This window comes from Pseudomonas sp. NUPR-002 (genome assembly GCF_056322725.1).
The window spans coordinates 949,321-967,271 of the sequence record NZ_CM150476.1 but is presented as its reverse complement, the minus strand read 5'-3'; the positions used below and the strand labels follow the sequence as shown (position 1 = coordinate 967,271).

Here is a 17,951-nt window from a genome sequence, read left to right as displayed (position 1 = left end):
TCCCACCAGATGATCGACTATTACCCTAAACGCAATAGTACTTCTCGAAAAAGTAACTTTTTCTTGCCGGTGTTTCCGACTAATTTACTCGGACCTACTTAACACTTACACCGCAAGAAGGTTGTTTCAAATGTCCAACAGTATGGGTGTTGCCAGCGTTTTCGTCCTGTCTTCCCTGTTATTGTCGCCTCTGGCCATGGCCGAGGAATCCCAGGCGTTCGTTGCTCGCAATGCTGAACTGGCCGCTGTTCACGAACAAGCGCGCGAGGCCTTTGCCGCCCAGTCCGAGCAAGCCTCCGAGACCGCAGAACAGACCGTTTCCAAGGCTTCCTCGCGTGACGCCGCCGAGAGCTGAGCGACACGCCGTTGTACCCTTCGACTCCTTTGGTGATCGCACAGGTGACTTGAGCGCCAGTACGGTTGTCTTTCAAAGCCGCTATTTATTAGCGGCTTTTTTTCGTGTGTCGAAAAGTACCGGTCTGCGGGTTCGTTTGTTCAAAACAAGATCACCTTTCGCACAATAAAAACTGCCTTACTTTCACCTCAAGGAGTACCACCCGGTGAACACTGCTTTACGCTTCACCCCCCTGTTCGTTGCACTGGCTGCAACGATCCCCTTCAACGTACAGGCCGAAGAGGAAAAGGCCGACGGTTTTATCGAAGGGTCCAGCCTGAACGTGCATGCACGCAACTACTACCTCAACCGTAACCAGTTGAACCGTGGCGTGAATGACAATCGGGAATGGGGACAGGGCTTTCTCGGTAAATTTGAATCGGGTTATACCCAAGGCACCGTCGGCTTCGGCCTGGATGTGCATGGCATGCTCGGTTTGAAACTCGACGGCGGCGCAGGCACTTCCGGTAGCAGCATCCTGCCGATCAACACCCAGGGCGATGGCGAACCGGGCAAAGCCCCCGATTCGTTCTCGACGGCGGGTGCAGCGGTCAAACTCAAAGCGTTCGACACCGAACTCAAGGCTGGCGACCTGTTTCTGACCAACCCGGTGATCGCCGGTGGTGAGTCGCGCATGCTGCCGCAAACCTTCCGCGGCGTGAGCCTGACCAACAACAGCATCGAGGGCCTGATGCTTGAAGGCGGTCAAGCCAGCTTCACCAAGCCGTACAACCAGAGCGGCCACCGCCGTATCGATACGTTCTACGGCGCCCTGCCGGACGACCGTGAGAGCAGCCACCTGAGCTGGGCCGGCATGGCCTGGAGCGGCACGCCGAACCTGACCTCGAGCCTGTACGCCTCCGAGCTCAAGGACATCTGGAACCAGTACTACTTCGACCTCGACTACACCTACAAGGTCAACGACCTGGTCAGCCTCAACCCGGGCCTGCACTTCTACCACACCCAGGACACCGGCCAGGCGCTGCTGGGCAACATCGACAACAACACCTACAGCCTGCACTTCACCGTCAACGTCGGCTACAACAGCCTGACCGCGGTGTACCAGCGGGTCAACGGCAACACGCCATTCGACTACATCAACCAGGGCGACAGCGTGTACCTGGACAACTCGCAGATGTATTCGGACTTCAACGGCCCCAACGAGCGCTCGTGGAAGCTTAAATACGCCTACGACTTCGCCGGTCAGGGCATTCCCGGCCTGACCTCGATCATTTCCTACTCCCGCGGTGAGCTGGACCTGACCAAGGTCGATCCCAACAGCGTCGGCTACGGCGAGCACTGGTATAACCCCGAAGGCGAAAACGCCCAGCACTGGGAACGCGACTTCGACCTGCAGTACGTCTTCCAGGAAGGCCAGCTCAAAGACCTCTCGGTGTTGCTGCGCTGGGCCAGCCACCGTGGCAGCCAGGGTTACTCGCAGATCGACAACGATGTTGACGAGTACCGGGTGATCATCGATTACCCGCTGAACATTTTCTGATCCTTGCCGTACCAGAGCTGGCGATCTCGCCAGCTCTATCCTCCCGCCGACCAAAGTCCTTGTCCGACAATCCTGTGCCCCCTAAAATACCGCCGCCGCGCACCTGCGCCGCCACTCTTTTCGGGGTTTTCCGCTGCAGCGACCATGACTTTGCCCTCTCGATCCCAGCGATCGGCACTTTACAAGTCTCATCCGGAGCTGATCCTGAACCTGGGCAGTTGCCTTGCGGTGCTCGCCATTGTCGCCATCGTCAGCTACCTGCTGATGCGCGAGCGGATCAACGTTGAACAAAGCGCCAGCCGTTCGGCGAGCAACATCGTGCAACTGATCGAGAGCGACATTCAGCGCAATGTCGAACTCTACGACCTGTCACTCCGCGGCCTGATCTGGGCGGTGCAACAGCCCGACCTGAATACCCTGTCGCCTGCGCTGCGACAAAATCTGTTGTTCAATCAGGCCTTCGCCATGCCGGTGCGTGGCGACATGCTCTGGCTGGATGCGCAAGGTAATGTGGTGGCCGACTCCACCAGCATGACGCCGCGCCAGGCCAACTTTGCCGACAGCAAAGTCTTTCAGGCGCATCGCCAACATGCCGACCTGGGCATGGTGATCAGCCCACCGTTCAAGGCACGCCTGGGCGATTTGGACTGGTGCATCAGCTTCAGCCGGCGCATTTCCGATGCCAACGGCGACTTTGCCGGGGTGGCTGCAGGCGCCCTGCGCCTGTCGTACTTCACCGACTTGTTCAAACGCCTGGACATCGGTAATGAGAGCAGCATCAACCTGATGAACACCGACGGGGTGCTGCTGGCACGGCAATCGAACATCCCCGAAGAAGCACGGGTCGGCGCCAACTTCGCCGACCGCCCCAACTTCAAACGCCTGATCGCCGATGGTAGCGGCAGCTTTGCCGGTTTCTCCGGGAGTACCGGCAAGCCCCGGCTCTACACTTTTGCCCGGGTCGCCGACCTGCCGCTGATCGTGGTGGTGGCGCGCTCCAGTGACGAAGTGTTCGAGGCATGGCGGCGCACCGCCTTGCTGGTGGGCGGTGCCACGGGGGTGCTGTGCGTGGGCATTCTCTGGCTGACCTTGCTGCTGGGCCGCGAGCTGCGTCGTCGCCATTGCGCTGAGCAAGACCTGGCAGAACTGGCCGCCACCGATAGCCTTACCGGCCTTGCCAACCGTCGCCAACTCGACCAGGTGCTGCGCCGCGAATGGTCACGGGCACAACGCAACCAGCGACCGCTGGCAGTGTTGATGGTGGATGTCGATCACTTCAAAGCGTTCAACGAACGTCATGGCCATCAGGGCGGTGACGACGCCTTGCGTCAGGTGGCCAGCGCCATCGCTCGCAGCATCCGCCGCCCGGCCGACCTGGCCGCGCGTTACGGCGGCGAAGAGTTTCTGGTGGTATTGCCAGAGACCGAACGCCAGGGCGCGCAGATCCTGGCTGAGCGTATTCGTCGCAGTATCGAAGCCTTGCCGCTGTTCGGTGATGACACCGCCCCGGTGACCGTCAGCATTGGCATTGGCTGCTACACCCCCGATACCCAGCAAGACCTGGCGACCTTGCTGGGCAATGCTGACGAAGCGCTGTACTGCGCCAAACGCAACGGCCGCAACCGGGTGGAAACGGCGGTTTAAGAGCGCGCCCGCGCGTTGTTACGCAAGACCTTGACCTGATCATGGTTGCGCTGCACGCCATGGTACTGACGCTCGACCAAGGCATAGACCTCACTACCTGGTGCCAGGGTCAGCTTGGTGAGTTTCTCCAGCGCATGCTTGTAGGCCTTCAGGGCGTGGTCTTCACCGCGCTCCACCTCATTGAGCACGGCTTCTTCATCCTTGCCGGTGAGCTTCGACTTGAGGTCGACCCATTTGCGGTGCAGATCACCGCTGATGCTGGTGGAAGTCTCTGGATCGCCGCCCAGGGCTCGCACCTGATGCTGCAGTTCGGAAGCCGCGGTGCCGCAATCGCTGGCGAGCTTGAGGAAGAAGGTTTTCAGCTCAGGATTGCTCACATCTTCGGCCGAGGTTTTAAAACCCTTCTCGCCATCCTTGCTGAATTCGATCAGGTCGTTGAGTACCGAAACAGCGTCTTTGTTGGGATTGGTCATGACCATTACTCCTTTGCACGAGAAAAGATGCAGGAATACGGAGCAGTGTTCATGCCAGCCTGTTGCTTCGAATTATCTCTATAATTTTCAACGACTTACGATTAATTGAACTCTCAAGGTGCAAGCGATCTGCATGAACTGTCCTTTGGCCTTCATGCAGATTGCATGTATGTTCGCGGCATCCTCTTGAGAATCCGCGTGCATGAACCCCGAGAAGCTGCAACTGTTGGTTACCCGTGAAATGCCGTTTGGCAAATACAAAGGCCGGCTGATCGCCGACCTGCCCGGCCATTACCTGGCCTGGTTTGCCCGCCAGGGTTTTCCCCAGGGTGAACTGGGTGGTTTGTTGGCCTTGATGCACGAGATCGACCACAACGGCCTCGGTGATCTGCTGGTGCCACTAAGAAACGCAAAACGATAAGACACGGTAGGAGCGGGCTTGCCCCGCGATAGCGGTCTGTCAGCCACATCGCCTCGCGGGGCAAGCCCGCTCCCACCTACCCTGGTTGTACCGCCAGCTCCTGTACTTCGCTGCGTTTGAGTACGGCATACAGCAAGGCCGTCAGCAGGCTGCCCGCAACGATCGCCAGCAGGTACAGCAAGGCATGGTTGATGGCATTAGGTATCAGCATGACGAACAGCCCACCATGCGGTGCCATCAGCTTGCAGCCAAAATACATCGACAGCGCCCCGGTCAGCGCACCACCGGCAATACTCGCCGGAATCACCCGCAGCGGGTCTTTGGCGGCAAACGGAATCGCGCCTTCGGAGATAAAGCACAAGCCCAGTACAAACGCCGCTTTACCCGCCTCGCGCTCACTCTGCGCAAATTTGCGCCGAGCGATAAAACTGGCAATGCCCAGGCCAATCGGCGGCACCATCCCGGCCGCCATGGTCGCCGCCATCGGTGCATAGCTCTGCGACGCCAGCAGGCCCACCGAGAACGCATACGCGGCCTTGTTGATCGGCCCGCCCAGGTCTACACACATCATCCCGCCCAGCAGCACACCGAGCAGAATCGCATTGGTGGTGCCCATGCTGTCGAGAAAATGTGTAAGCCCGGCCAGCATGCCCGCCACCGGCTGGCCCACCACATAAATCATCACCAGGCCGGTGAACAGGCTGGCCAGCAGCGGAATGATCAGGATCGGTTTGAGCGCCTCCAGGCTGCTGGGCAAACGCACCCAACGGCTGATGGCCTTGGCGCTGTAACCGGCTAGAAAACCGGCGACGATACCGCCAATAAACCCGGCACCCAAGGTGCTCGCCAGCAAGCCGCCGATCATCCCGGGCGCAAGCCCTGGGCGGTCGGCAATCGAGTAGGCGATGTACCCGGCCAGCAGCGGCACCATGAGTTTGAACGCCGCCTCACCGCCAATCTGCATCAGTGCCGCAGGCAAGGTACCGGGCTCTTTGAACGCTTCAATGCCGAATACGAACGACAAGGCGATCAGCAAACCGCCCGCTACCACCATCGGCAGCATGAACGACACACCGGTCAGCAGATGCTTGTACACCCCGGTTTTCTCGCTTCCAGTGGTGCTGGCAGCGGTGCTTTGCGCGGCGGACTCTTCACGGCCTTCCGCCAGGGCCTTGTTCAAGGTGGCCTGGGCCTGTTTCAAGGCAACGCCGGTACCGCAGCGATAAATGCGCTTACCGGCAAAGCGTTCGGTTGGCACCTCGATATCGGCGGCAAGCAGCACCACATCCGCCTCAGCGATGGCCGCAGGCGGCAATGGGTTACGCGCACCGACCGAGCCCTGGGTCTCGACCGTGAGTTGATAACCCAGTTGCTGTGCCGCCTGCTGCAACGCCTCGGCAGCCATGAAGGTGTGCGCGACACCGGTCGGGCAGGCGGTGATGGCGACGATTTTGGCGCTGCGCGGCTGAGCGCTCGGTTGCGTCTGGGTGGTGGGCTGATACACCTCAGCCTGCGATGCCGCCTGAGTGAGGTAATGTTGCGTATCGCTCAACGCCTGGGCTGGGGTGCTCTGGAACAAGCGTTTGCCGGCAAAGCGCTGCAAGTCCAGAGGACCTGTGCTGACCACCAGCACCCAATCAGCCGCAGCAATCACCGCTGCCGACAATTGGCGTTGCGGTTGTTGCGGATCATGCACTTCAACACTGGTGCTCCAGCCCAGACGTTGCGCGGCGGCCTCCAGCAAACGCGCACTGAGCACGCTGGAAACCTGGCCATTGGGGCAGGCGGTGACGATGGCGATGTTCATCTGCAACCCTCTTGTTGTTCTTCGCTCAGGCGCACGTCGTGTTGCAGTTGCGCCAGCTGCGCCCGGTCGTTGATGCCAAATCCGATCTGGGTAACCGCCTGCGCGGCAATCGCGGTGGCCAGGCGCAACGTGGCTTCCGAGCTAGCGGCACTGAGCAGGCCGTGGACCATGCCCGCCAACAACGAATCACCCGCACCAACCGTGCTGGCGACCTTTACCCGTGGCGGCACCGCGCTGAGCGCTCGCCCTGGCTGGAACCAATTGACCCCCTGCTCACCCTGGGACACCACCACATGCTCCACGCCTTGGGCGATCAGCTCACGGGCCGCGGCCTGCTGCTCGGCAAAACTGTGCACGCCTCGGCCAAGCATTTCGCCCAACTCATCGGTATTGGGTTTGACCAGCCAAGGCGCACTGCGCAGCCCGGCACGCAGGGCTTCACCGCTGCTGTCGAGGGCGACCTTCATGCCCATGGCCTTGAGCTGCGCAAGCAACTGCTGCAACCATTGCGGGCTGATACCACGCGGCAAACTGCCTGCCACCACCACCGCATCGTGCCCCGGCGCCAGGTACGCAAGCTTGGCCAGCAATTGCTCACAGGCTTGCTCATCCACCTGTGGGCCGGGCCCGTTGATGTCGGTGACACGGCCATCGGCTTCGACCAGTTTGATGTTGCAACGGGTTTCACCGGGCACGCGTACAAAGCAGTCGGCAAAGCCTCGGCGGGTGATCAGCGCCTCGAACGGCTGCAGGTTATCGGCGCCGAGAAAACCGCCGACGGTCACCTGGTGGCCAAGGTCAGCCAGCACCTGCGCAACATTCAGGCCCTTGCCCGCCGCATGGCTGTGCTGAGCCTGACTGCGATTGACCTGACCGCTGTGCAGCGCATCAAGGCTGACCGTCAGATCCAGTGCCGGGTTGAGAGTGAGGGTGAGTATCCTGGCCATTCAATTGCTCTCCACCAGCGCCCGTACGGCGCTGGCACTGCCCTGCAGCAAGGCTTGCTGAGCAAGCTGCCGGGCGTGTTCAAAATTCAGTTCTCGTACCTGGGCCTTGACCTCGGCAATGCTGCGCGCCGCCACGCTCAACTCATCGACGCCCAGGCCCAGCAATACCGCGACTGCTTGCGGATCAGCCGCCAGCTCGCCGCACACGCCCACCCATTTGCCGTGGGCATGGGCGGCGCGTACGGTGATGTCGATCAGTTGCAGCACCGCCGGGTGCAGACCGTCGGCCTGTGCCGAGAGGCTCGGATGCCCGCGGTCGATGGCCAGGGTGTATTGCGTCAGGTCGTTGGTGCCGATGCTGAAGAAATCCACTTCCTGCGCCAGCACCGGGGCCAGCAACGCCGCTGACGGTACCTCGACCATGATGCCCAGTTGCAAATCCGTGACGCTGATTTCTTCACGCAGGCGCTCGACCATGGCCCGCGCCTGCCGCCATTCTTCAAGCTGGCCGACCATCGGGAACATGATCCGCAGCGGCCGATCACCGGCTGCACGCAGCAAGGCGCGCAACTGGCTTTCCATCACCTGTGGACGCTGCAGGGTCAGGCGAATACCGCGCACGCCGAGAAACGGGTTTTCTTCCTGGGCAATCGGCCAATACGGCAGCGGCTTGTCACCGCCGACGTCCAGGGTACGCACCACCAGCGGCCGACCGTCCAAACCATCGAGCACGCGGCGGTACTCGGCCTCTTGCACGGCTTCGTCCGGCGCCTGTTGGTGCGCCATGAAAATCAGCTCGGTGCGTAACAGGCCGACGCCTTCGGCACCGTGATCGACCACCGCCTCGATGCCTTTGCTTTCACCGATGTTGGCGCACACCTCGATGGCGTGGCCGTCACGGGTAACTGCCGGTTCCAGGCGATGGGCGCGGGCCTGTTGCAGACGCTGTTCGCGGCGTTCGCGTTCGGCCAGGGCGCGCTGCAGTTCATCGGCTGGCGGCGCTACCTGCAAGCGCCCGCGCTGACCATCGAGCAACAGCTCGGTACCCGATGCAATCAACAGCACCGCATCACCGGCACCGACCACCGCCGGTATGCCCAGTGCACGGGCAACGATGGCGCTATGCGCGGTGGCACCGCCACGCGCGGTGAGGATGCCGGCCACCCGCGTTGGGTCCAGGCGGGCGACATCCGAGGGGCCAACCTCCTCCATCACCAGCACATAAGGTTGTTCGGGCGCAGGCTGATCCGCCTCACCACACAGCTGGGCGAGCACGCGGCGACCAATGTCACGCAGGTCGGCGGCACGCTCGGCGAGCAAGGCGTCGTGCAAGGCTTCTTGCTGGCGTGCTGCGGCATCGATCACTGCCATCCATGCCGCTGGCGCACTTTCGCCCTGGCGCAGGCGCAGGTCGACTTCGTCGGCCAGCTCGGGATCGGCGAGCATTTCCTGATGGGTGATAAAGATCTCGCCAATCGCCTTGGCCTGACTGCGCTGGATCAGCGCGGCGATCTCGGCATTCACCGCCGCCAGCGCCTGCTGCAAACGCGTGCGCTCAACCGGCAGCGATTCACCGCGCAGCGCATAGTCGAACTCACGTTGCACCTGAATGTACGCCGGACCGCAGGCGATACCCGGTGCGGCAGCCACACCCTGAATCACGGCACCTTCTGCAGGTGCCTGCAGCTCAGGCTCCGGTAACGGCTCAGGCACTGCTTCAGGAGCTGCCGCCAGCGCCTCGATTTCTTCGCCCAGGCCCTCTTCAATGGCCGCGCGCAAGGCCGGCAGCGCATCGGCGGCCACATGCGGTTCGGCTATGATCTCCAGCACCTGACCGCGCCGCGCACCGAGGCTCAGCAGCTTACTCAGGCTTTTTGCCGATACTGCGGCTTGGCCACTGTCGACCAACCGCAGACGGATTTCACCGTCAAAAGCTTTGGCCAATTGCGCCAGCACCTTGGCCGGGCGCGCGTGCAAGCCGTGAGCATTGGCCAGGCCGATGCGCACGCTGGGCCAGTCGGCCGGCACTTCACCGCCCAGCACCTCCAATACCGTTCGGCTGCTGGTTGCGCGGCACAGCTCCTGGCCACGGCCTTCGATCAGCAGGGTGCACAGGCGCTCAAGCAGCGCCTGATGGGCCGCGCCCAGGCTGGCCAGGCAGAACACGCCAAGCAGCGGTTGATCACGGAAACGCAGCGGCTGCTGCGGTGTGACAAAAGCCAGCCCCGGCTGACGCACGGCCTGCTCGCTGTGCAGCCACCACAGGCCTTCACCCAGCGGCAACGGTTCAACCTGTTGCAGCACCCCGGCAAAGCCGCCGCTGACGCAATCGGCACGCTGTAACAAACGGGCGGCGCGCCAGACCAGCTCGTCGAAGTCTTCGGCAGCAACCCCCAGGCCGATCATCTGCGCATCCAGCGCCAGCTCCTGCGGCGCGCCTTGCAGCAGTTTGAGCAGCGCCTCAGCGCTGCTGGCCCGGCGCAACGCCTCGGCCAGATCGGTTTCACCCAGGGCGCGGGTCAGCAGTTGCAACAACCGCAGGTGTTCATCGGAGCGCGCAGCGATACCAATGGCCAGGTACACCCGCTGGCCATCGCCCCAGTCCACACCCTCGGGAAACTGCAGCAAACGCACGCCGGTGGTAAACACTTGGTCACGGGTTTGCGGGGTGCCATGCGGGATAGCAATGCCCTGGCCAAGAAAAGTCGAACCCTGCGCCTCACGGGCCTGCAGGCCGGCCAGATAACCGTCGGCCACCAGGCCGTCACGGACCAGATGCTCGGCTAAAAGCTGCAGCGCCGCGGCCTTATCCACAGCCGACTGGCCCATGGATATCTGCTCTACAGTGAGCTCGAGCATGTCCTTCTCCTTTACAGCACCAGGTGGGTACTGAGGTATTGTTGTGAATTATTCAGCACAGGGCCAGTTGCACTGAGCCCTTGGCAGGCGATGGTTGGGCAGAAAAGTCGCCTGCTGAAACGTTTAATCTAGAATTGTGAGCACGTTACTCGATAATCTTCGATCAATGAAGCCCCATCTTGTCGGACAATTGCGACAATGGTCGTCTGCGCCGTGATCGCAGAATCGGCGACAATCCCCGGTCAGGCTGTGCAAACAGCCCCGGTATAACAAGGAATTTGCGGTGAAACTCAGCGATATCGCGCGTCTGGCCGGTGTGTCCGTGACCACTGCCAGCTATGTCATCAATGGCAAGGCCGAACAGCAACGCATCAGCAGCAGCACGGTGGAACGTGTGCGTGCGGTGGTGGAAGCCCATGGCTTCACCCCCAACCCACAGGCTGCCGGCCTGCGTAGCCGACACACCAAGACCCTGGGGTTCATTCTCCCGGACCTGGAAAACCCCAGCTACGCACGCATTGCCAAGCAACTGGAACAAGGTGCCCGGGCCAAAGGCTATCAACTGCTGATTGCCAGCAGCGACGACCAGCCCGACAGCGAGCGCCAGTTGCAGCAGCTGTTCCGTGCCCGGCGTTGCGATGCGCTGTTTGTGGCCAGCTGCCTGCCGGCCGATGACGACAGCTATCGCCAACTGCAAGCCAAAGGCCTGCCGGTTATCGCCATCGACCGTAGCCTGGACCCGGCGCATTTCTGCTCGGTAGTCAGCGACGACCGTAACGCCAGTCAGCAACTGACCCGCAGCCTGCTCGCTACCGAGCCTGCGCACATCGCCCTGATCGGCGCCCGCCCAGAGCTGAGTGTCAGCCAGGCACGTGCCGGTGGTTTCGACGATGCCCTGCAGGGTTTCAACGGCAACGTCAGCCGCTACCAGGGTGAAGCCTTCAGCCGCGAGTGCGGCCAGCGCTTGATGACCCAACTGATCAGCGAACTGGGCGGCCTGCCGGACGCTCTGGTGACCACCTCCTACGTGCTGCTGCAAGGCGTGTTCGACGTACTGCAAGCGCGCCCGGAAGACTCGCGCAGCCTGCAGTTGGGTACCTTCGGTGACAACCAGTTGCTCGACTTCCTGCCGCTGCCGGTCAACGCCATGGCCCAGCAACATGGCGTCATGGCCGAGATCGCCCTCAAGCTGGCCCTGGCCGCCGTTGAAGACAAGCACTACGAACCCGGCGTACATGCCGTAAGTCGAACCTTCAAACAGCGAATCATCAAGGCCTGAACATGCGCCTGATCGACACCCACACCCATCTGGATTTTCCGGATTTCGACCCTGACCGCACGGCCCTGCTGGCCAACGCCAGGGCTGCGGGTGTCGAGCGCATGGTGGTGCTGGGGGTGTACCAGAGCAACTGGCAGCGGGTGTGGGAGCTGGTACAAAGCGACCCGCAGCTGTACGCCGCGTTCGGCCTGCACCCGGTGTACATCGATCAGCACCGCCCCGAACACGTTCAACAACTCGGCGACTGGCTGAGCCGTCTGCGTGGTGAGCGCCAGCTATGTGCCGTCGGCGAATTCGGCCTGGACTACTACCTGCCGGAGCTGGACCGCGAACGCCAGCAGCAGTGCTTCGAAGCCCAGCTGCAACTGGCCGTCGACTTCAACCTGCCTGCCCTGCTCCACGTGCGCCGCAGCCATGCTGCGGTGATTGCCACCCTCAAACGCTTCAAACTGCCACGGGGCGGCATCATCCACGCCTTTGCCGGCAGCGTTGAAGAAGCCCGCGAATACCACAAACTGGGGTTCAAACTCGGCCTCGGCGGCGCTGCCACCTGGCCTCAGGCCCTGCGTTTGCACAAAGTGCTGCCGCAGTTGCCACTGGACAGCCTGGTGCTGGAAACCGACGCCCCCGACATGGCCCCGGCGATGTTTGCCGGGCAGCGCAACAGCCCCGAACACCTGCCGCAGATTGCGGCGGCGCTGGCAGCGATTATCGGGATTGAGGTGGAACAGTTGGCCGAAGTAAGTACCCGCAATTCCTCTGAGCTATTCGGCTGGTAACACTCGGTAGGAGCGGGCTTGCCCCGCGATGCGATCTGACCGACAAATCGCTATCGCGGGGCAAGCCCGCTCCTACCACGCAGACCGAAGAAACCTGTGAAGTTGTCGTATTTTCCTGATTCCATGTAGTCCATTTCCCAAGCATACTTTTGCCGCCTTCAAGGCATTGCAGTGATCCCGCTTGGGTTCTAGTCTCGGCCTGTCGTTGTCAATTTCAACGACCGGTTTTGACAGGCCGATTTCTGAGTTCGGATCACATGCTCATCGCTTTATGGCGGCTGTGCGTGGGGCACATTCGTGTGCGCCGAGTTCCGATATCCTCGGTCTGTCAACCCGCGTACAGCTGCCACCCATTTGTTTGACAGCAGAGACGTGGCAGCTCCACCGATGTCGGAGTTTGCCATGCTAAAAATCGTTCCTGACCCACCCATCCATACTCACCACACCCTCGAAGACATACTCGTCCAGATCTCCGAATACCTCGTGTGCGCACTGACGGTGTCGCATCAAACAGTCCTGCTTCACTCCTGCGCCTCTTGCCAGGCATTGAGCTTGGCCGCCCTGCACGAAATCGACAACGCCCACCGCCTGGTGGAACTGGCGTTGAGCAAGGTTCAGTCACAGCACTGAGTTTGAGCGCCAGCCTTGCTGCGGCAAGGCTGGCCGCTTGGCGCATGCCAGGAGCGCAACAAATGAGCGAAGAAGGTTTTAAAACAACCGGCGTCGGAATGTTTGGTGAAGGCGAGCACGAAAGCCGAACTGAACGCTTGTTCCGCGTGGAGCCAGGGCACGATGCGCAGTTTGTGATGGAACAAGCGGCTTTACTGATGGGCTGTGTAAGCAAACTCACCCAGCATGTGTTGTTCGAGCAGGACGAGGCCATGGTTTTGGCCGCTCATTATCTGAGCGGCATGGCCAAAGCGTTAGTTGAAGATGTCGCGCATGCAATGATGGAAGTGCCGGTACTTGAAGGTTCAAAGACCGAATCAAGCACATCAACTTAAACGGATTGATCCGATGACAGAGCCGCTTTCTTAGCGGTGATCAGAGCGCCCACCCCACCTACCAACACGCCAGCGATTGGACTTGCCGTCGCCGCAGTCATGGCCACGATCCGCCATCCGCGATTTACCTGTTCACTGACAGATATCCCGTCGATACACCAATTAACGAAATGCTCGCAGTTATTGGTGACCAGGTTGTAGCGGTTTTCCCCGAGCCTACTCATCGCCCGTGCCAGCCGTTGCGCAAGGTTATGCAAAGCGCGTGGGTGCGGGAAAATGGAGACACTGCCTCCTCCACTGAACGCGTTCATAGTGGTGATTTCAATCGGGCCACTGGACAGGCCATCTGCCAACCCCGAGTAATGAATGACCATGCCACCGCCCAGATACAAGCCATGGTGGGTGTAACCGCACCGCGCTGATACCAGATGATCACCAATGAGCATCGCTACCTCCAATCCATGATGGCGCGATAATAGCAGAGGCCCAATGCATTGCTTCAGAACCAGCCGCTGTTGTCCTCAAGCTCTGCTCTGCACTGCTTGAGTTGCGCGCCGTAAATCTTCGACTGTTGCTCGACTTTACGCGCAACCTGCATCAGCCAGGGTTTGCTGCGATAACTGCCGCGGCTAAAACCACCGCGCCCCTCGTGGTACGCCAGGTACTGGTTATAGGTGTCCCACTTGGAAATTCCCAGTTGCTTCTGGGTGCCTGCGGTGTACCAGCCAATAAACATGATCGCGTCGTCAAAGTTGTCACGCGAGCCGCCATTGCCGTCATCTTTGTACTCGCCCCAGACCGGATCTTGGGCCTGTGCATAACCGTAAGCCGAACTTACCCGCCCCCACGGAATGACCCACAGCAGATAATCACGGGGTGGCAGCGCGTCGTGCACGAAACTGCTTTCCTGCTTCATGATTGCCATTGCCACATTTTGTGGCGTACCGAACCTCTGTTGCATCTCCAGCGAGTCTTCATACCAATCGGGGTACTCGCGGAAAATATTGCAGAGATTGTTCTGATCTCGAGGTGGTGCAGTAGCGCAGCCCGCCAACATCACGACCATCACTATCAGTGCCCAAACTGGCCCTTGTTTCATCCATCGCCCCAGCAAAAAAATGAGGGCTTATAATGCCCTTCGAATACCCCGCATAGCCTGACTCGAAGCAGCTTGCGGTGAAAAGCGCAGATGTTACATGCAGCCCACCACTGTTGGTAGGAGCGGGCTTGCCCCGCGATAGCGTTTTGTCAGGCACATCGCAATCGCGGGGCAAGCCCGCTCCTACCAGAATCTGTCACGCCCAGCACCAACACTCCCACACAACCATAATCCCAAAGCAAAAGAACATTTCGCAGGCCACCACTCTTAAGAGGCCCGGAGTGCTCGCAATTCATATTGCGCCGGAATGGGGGTACTTATCATTAAGGCATCGTCCTACCGGCCACAAGGATGATGCCTACATACAGAGATCCGCCTACATGGCTAGCCTGCCTACTTCGATTACAAGGAGTGGCGCCTATGGCCAGTCACGGCTACATGACTATAACCGGTAAGCAACAAGGTTTGATTTCCGCTGGTTGTTCAACCCCCGACTCCATCGGTAACAAATGCCAGAGCGGGCATACCGATGAAATCATGGTGTTGTCGTTCAGCCACAGCATGATCAATGTCGATAATTCCACTCATCCCACTCATCTCCCCATAGTCATTACCAAGGCTATCGACAAGTCATCGCCCTTGCTTGCTCAGGCCTTGGCCTCCCGAGAAGAGGTCGAATGCAAGATCCACTTCTATCGGGTCGGTGCAAACGGCGGACAGGAGAACTACTACAGCGTCGAGATTAAAGGCGGCCAGGTAGCCGAACTGGTATCGGATGTCCCTCACGCGATTCTGCAGAACGAAACGGAAGGCCAGGAAGTACTCTCGCTACGTTATCAGACCATCCGCTGGACCCATCACATCGCCGGTACCAGTGCTTATGCCTACTGGGGCGCGGATCAATGACTCCACGCCCTTCCCCATTACAAGTTGAACCCAATGACTACTGGGAGGCCTGCGAAGCCGCAAGCGTGCTGACCAAACAGGCCTGCACACTCGCCGCAATGCATATCAAGGATGGTGTAGTTCGCACGCAGTTCAACCGAGAAATAGCCTATTACGCCAAAAGCATCATCGATGATGTAGCCAACGGGAAGAAAACACCGGATGAGGCTCTGCTGGAGATCCAGAACGAACAGAGGAGCCTGATCGACCAATCAGTGGAAATTGGCAGGAAAGGCGCCGGGCTGATTGCGGGGTTATTCCAGTTAGCTGCTGGAGCGACAATCTGCGCCAGCCCAGCGATTGTGCTTTGCGGTGTGGCGGGCCTCCCGATGATTGCGCATGGTGCGAACAACGTTTACGAGAATGGTGAAAACTTATTAACAGGGCGTTCGGACAGTGAGGGTTTGGTTCGAAAAGGGTATCAGGCCGTTTCGAAGTCTATGGGCGGTACCACGCGAGACGGAAATATCGCTTATGGGGTGTTAGATATTGGGCTGTCCGTTTATGGGATGACCCGGATGGTATTAAAACTAGATGCATGGAGACTGTTCAAATATATGCCATCTGACTACGTTCGCTCTTACACAAACATGAGCAAAGGGGCAATTGTGTTTGAAGTAGGTATCGATATGTTGACCGGTGAGCAGGTTTACGTAGAGACAAAAAAATGATTCTGTCGCTGTACATAAGTGTTTCGCTTATAGCTGTAGCAGTGGCTTACTACTTGAGATTCCGGCTTTCTGGGCCGAAGTTAGGCTATCTGAAGTCTTTCGCTTGCCTGGCCTTCAATCTATTCTTCTTAACCTATCATCTGAGGTGGTTTAAAAGAGAATATCTTTTGTTTATTGGGTACGTTCCTGATCTTTACATTGGGTCCCCATCACTGCAGTGGCTGATTTTTGGGTGTTTGATCCTGCATTGCTTCGCTAACCCAGTGGGGTGGGAACTCAGGCGGTGGTACTCGCCGTGGTGATGAAGACCGGAGCCCAGCGAAGCCCGCTCGATGCGAGCTTCGCGGATCGGTAGGAGCGGGCTTGCCCCGCGATTAAGATTTGTCAGTCATAGCGCAATCGCGGGGCAAGCCCGCTCCTACCCCAAGCCTGGATCATACCGGCGGAAAATCTTCAAACGACTTGGGCAGATATCCCCAGATCCTCAGCACATCCGCACGCACTTCAGACTCGAAACCAATCCGCGTAACCACCTGCGCAATATCATCGCTATGGTCAATGACTGCCCGTGCAAGCAACCGCCCCTGCGAAGGCGCCAACTCCGTCAAACCAATGTCAAACCATTCAACCGACGCAAACGGAAACGGCAAATGGTAAAACCACTCCGTATCCCAGCCCGAAATATGGCCCATCACCAACTTGTAACGATAAGACGGCCGCCCGGATCTTCTTGCGCGTCACATCATCATGGCCAGCATTGGCCGCCGGTAACTCACTCACATTCAGTCCTTTTGATTGCTGCAAGGCTCTACGCCATGACTTAGCGGTCACGCCTGAGCTGGCACGCCCCACGCACCGACTCATTACTGAATCGTTCCCGTTTTTGTAGCGCTGGATATTACCGGCCGCGCCTCGTATTGTTGGCCTACATTCCTGGTGTAACGCGATTTTTACACTTTGGCCACCGGGCATGCAGTCACCTCTTGAAACCGGGACTCATCACCGGACTCGAGGAAGCGAATGCCATGCAAGGATTGCCGCCCAACACGCCCTACAAGCGCAACGCACGCCCCGAATTCTGGCAACTGTCCATGCGTTGCTGCCAGTTAGCCGGCAGCGTGGATGTCGCCTTTTTCTTCATCTTCCTGTTTCTGGACTCACCGATCCTGGCCTGGATCAACGTGATCAGCGTCACTATGTACGTGTGCGCCTATCGCGCCTTCAAGCGCCGACGTAACCTGCTTGCATTCCGCCTGATACAAACAGAAGTGCTGGTGCATGTAGGGTTGGGAACGGTACTGATCGGCTGGGACAGTGGCTTTCACTACTATCTGCTTATGTTCGTGCCCGCCCTGTTCGTCACCATGCAGGCCCGCAGCGCCTGGATCCTCGCGGCCTGCCTGTGGTCCTACTATGCCGGGTTGCATGTGCTCATGTGGTACATCGAACCCCTACAACCGATCCCTTCAAACGCTCTGTTGGGTGTGAACATCTTCAACTTGACCGTTGTGTTCTTCATGTTCAGCTACCTCGCATTGTTCTACGTGATCACCGTTACCCGCGCGCATAACAGCCTGTCGCAGATGGCAACCACAGACTCACTGACCGGCCTGCTCAACCGCCGCCAGATGATTGCACTCACCGAAAAACTACTGGCGCGCCACAACAGACGCCCCACTAACCTCACTTTGATGTTGATGGACATAGATCACTTCAAACAGATCAACGATCGGCACGGACATGATGTGGGTGACCGGGTGCTGACTGCAGTAAGCCGTTTATTCCAGAGCTTGATGCGCGAACAGGATTTTATTGGCCGCTGGGGTGGTGAGGAGTTTCTTGCGGTATTGCCGGATACCAATCTTGAGCAGGCTGCGGAAACTGCTGAACGTATACGCAACACGATACAAGCGATGCGGTTGGACAGTGCCGACACCAAAGTTGGTGTGACACTGTCCATCGGCATCACTCAGTACAGAGCTGAAGAGGCACTCAGTACTGCCATTGCGCGGGCTGATCTTGCGCTTTACAAGGGCAAATCGGCTGGGCGCAATAGGGTGGAGGCGGTTCAGGCTTGAAGCATCGCCCGGGATAACGCCACCAGGGCGGAGACGGAAGTGCACCGCCC

Annotated in this window: 18 protein-coding genes; 11 read left to right on the top strand and 7 right to left on the bottom strand. The window is 59.4% G+C overall.

The window, feature by feature from the left end; all coding sequences use genetic code 11:
* The first annotated feature begins 130 nt into the window (after nucleotides 1-130).
* From ACVWSC_RS04555 to ACVWSC_RS04545, 3 genes are all read left to right on the top strand, one after another.
* A complete protein-coding gene (locus tag ACVWSC_RS04555) occupies nucleotides 131-355 on the top strand; it encodes a hypothetical protein (RefSeq protein WP_442112240.1) in 225 nt (74 codons plus the stop codon).
* Nucleotides 356-560: 205 nt separating this feature from the next.
* Nucleotides 561-1,895 carry an OprD family porin gene (locus ACVWSC_RS04550; RefSeq protein WP_442112239.1) on the top strand — a complete coding sequence of 445 codons (1,335 nt, stop codon included), beginning with the start codon at nucleotides 561-563 and terminating at the stop codon, nucleotides 1,893-1,895.
* 150 nt (nucleotides 1,896-2,045) lie between these two features.
* A complete protein-coding gene (locus tag ACVWSC_RS04545) occupies nucleotides 2,046-3,539 on the top strand; it encodes a diguanylate cyclase domain-containing protein (RefSeq protein ID WP_442114253.1) in 1,494 nt (497 codons plus the stop codon).
* On the opposite strand, the gene ACVWSC_RS04540 is transcribed toward ACVWSC_RS04545, so the two are convergent.
* Nucleotides 3,536-4,012 carry a PA2169 family four-helix-bundle protein gene (locus ACVWSC_RS04540; protein WP_442112238.1) on the bottom strand — a complete coding sequence of 159 codons (477 nt, stop codon included), beginning with the start codon at nucleotides 4,010-4,012 and terminating at the stop codon, nucleotides 3,536-3,538. The genes ACVWSC_RS04545 and ACVWSC_RS04540 overlap by 4 nt on opposite strands.
* A 202-nt stretch (nucleotides 4,013-4,214) precedes the next feature.
* On the opposite strand from ACVWSC_RS04540, the gene ACVWSC_RS04535 reads away from it, so the two are divergent.
* Nucleotides 4,215-4,433: a DUF3820 family protein gene (locus ACVWSC_RS04535; RefSeq protein WP_442112237.1), complete on the top strand. Its 219-nt coding sequence runs from the start codon at nucleotides 4,215-4,217 to the stop codon at nucleotides 4,431-4,433.
* Between the two features lie 76 nt (nucleotides 4,434-4,509).
* On the opposite strand, the gene ACVWSC_RS04530 is transcribed toward ACVWSC_RS04535, so the two are convergent.
* Genes ACVWSC_RS04530 through ptsP form a run of 3 tightly spaced genes read right to left on the bottom strand, consistent with a single transcriptional unit; the run spans nucleotide 4,510 to nucleotide 10,046 of the window.
* On the bottom strand, nucleotides 4,510-6,240 hold the full coding sequence (locus tag ACVWSC_RS04530) for a PTS fructose-like transporter subunit IIB (protein WP_442112236.1): 1,731 nt from the start codon (nucleotides 6,238-6,240) through the stop codon (nucleotides 4,510-4,512).
* Nucleotides 6,237-7,187, bottom strand: a complete 951-nt coding sequence (gene pfkB, locus ACVWSC_RS04525) for a 1-phosphofructokinase (protein WP_442112235.1) — start codon at nucleotides 7,185-7,187, stop codon at nucleotides 6,237-6,239. Before pfkB ends, ACVWSC_RS04530 begins: the two co-directional genes overlap by 4 nt.
* Nucleotides 7,188-10,046: a phosphoenolpyruvate--protein phosphotransferase gene (gene ptsP, locus ACVWSC_RS04520; RefSeq protein ID WP_442112234.1), complete on the bottom strand. Its 2,859-nt coding sequence runs from the start codon at nucleotides 10,044-10,046 to the stop codon at nucleotides 7,188-7,190.
* Between the two features lie 283 nt (nucleotides 10,047-10,329).
* Between ptsP and cra the strand changes: the two genes are divergently transcribed.
* From cra to ACVWSC_RS04500, 4 genes are all read left to right on the top strand, one after another.
* On the top strand, nucleotides 10,330-11,325 hold the full coding sequence (cra, locus tag ACVWSC_RS04515) for a catabolite repressor/activator (protein ID WP_442112233.1): 996 nt from the start codon (nucleotides 10,330-10,332) through the stop codon (nucleotides 11,323-11,325).
* Nucleotides 11,326-11,327: 2 nt separating this feature from the next.
* The gene (locus tag ACVWSC_RS04510) at nucleotides 11,328-12,104 is read left to right on the top strand and encodes a TatD family hydrolase (protein WP_442112232.1); all 777 of its coding nucleotides are present in this window, start codon (nucleotides 11,328-11,330) and stop codon (nucleotides 12,102-12,104) included.
* Between the two features lie 402 nt (nucleotides 12,105-12,506).
* A complete protein-coding gene (locus tag ACVWSC_RS04505) occupies nucleotides 12,507-12,734 on the top strand; it encodes a hypothetical protein (RefSeq protein ID WP_442112231.1) in 228 nt (75 codons plus the stop codon).
* A 62-nt stretch (nucleotides 12,735-12,796) separates the two neighbouring features.
* Nucleotides 12,797-13,108: a DUF3077 domain-containing protein gene (locus ACVWSC_RS04500; RefSeq protein WP_442112230.1), complete on the top strand. Its 312-nt coding sequence runs from the start codon at nucleotides 12,797-12,799 to the stop codon at nucleotides 13,106-13,108.
* On the opposite strand, the gene ACVWSC_RS04495 is transcribed toward ACVWSC_RS04500, so the two are convergent.
* Nucleotides 13,105-13,554, bottom strand: a complete 450-nt coding sequence (locus ACVWSC_RS04495) for a lecithin retinol acyltransferase family protein (protein ID WP_442112229.1) — start codon at nucleotides 13,552-13,554, stop codon at nucleotides 13,105-13,107. The two genes, ACVWSC_RS04500 and ACVWSC_RS04495, sit on opposite strands and share 4 nt — an antisense overlap.
* Nucleotides 13,555-13,607: 53 nt before the next feature.
* Entirely contained in the window at nucleotides 13,608-14,207 is a 600-nt protein-coding gene (locus ACVWSC_RS04490) for a transglycosylase SLT domain-containing protein (protein ID WP_442112228.1), read from the bottom strand.
* A gap of 420 nt (nucleotides 14,208-14,627) precedes the next feature.
* On the opposite strand from ACVWSC_RS04490, the gene ACVWSC_RS04485 reads away from it, so the two are divergent.
* Nucleotides 14,628-15,113: an Hcp family type VI secretion system effector gene (locus tag ACVWSC_RS04485; RefSeq protein ID WP_442112227.1), complete on the top strand. Its 486-nt coding sequence runs from the start codon at nucleotides 14,628-14,630 to the stop codon at nucleotides 15,111-15,113.
* Complete coding sequence (locus tag ACVWSC_RS04480) at nucleotides 15,110-15,823, top strand: DUF4225 domain-containing protein (RefSeq protein WP_442112226.1); 714 nt, start codon at nucleotides 15,110-15,112, stop codon at nucleotides 15,821-15,823. Before ACVWSC_RS04485 ends, ACVWSC_RS04480 begins: the two co-directional genes overlap by 4 nt.
* Before the next feature lie 434 nt (nucleotides 15,824-16,257).
* Here the strand turns inward: ACVWSC_RS04480 and ACVWSC_RS04475 are convergent, their stop codons facing one another.
* Nucleotides 16,258-16,515, bottom strand: a complete 258-nt coding sequence (locus ACVWSC_RS04475) for a DUF6678 family protein (RefSeq protein WP_442112225.1) — start codon at nucleotides 16,513-16,515, stop codon at nucleotides 16,258-16,260.
* Between the two features lie 333 nt (nucleotides 16,516-16,848).
* Between ACVWSC_RS04475 and ACVWSC_RS04470 the strand changes: the two genes are divergently transcribed.
* The gene (locus ACVWSC_RS04470) at nucleotides 16,849-17,901 is read left to right on the top strand and encodes a GGDEF domain-containing protein (protein ID WP_442112224.1); all 1,053 of its coding nucleotides are present in this window, start codon (nucleotides 16,849-16,851) and stop codon (nucleotides 17,899-17,901) included.
* Nucleotides 17,902-17,951: the final 50 nt, after the last annotated feature.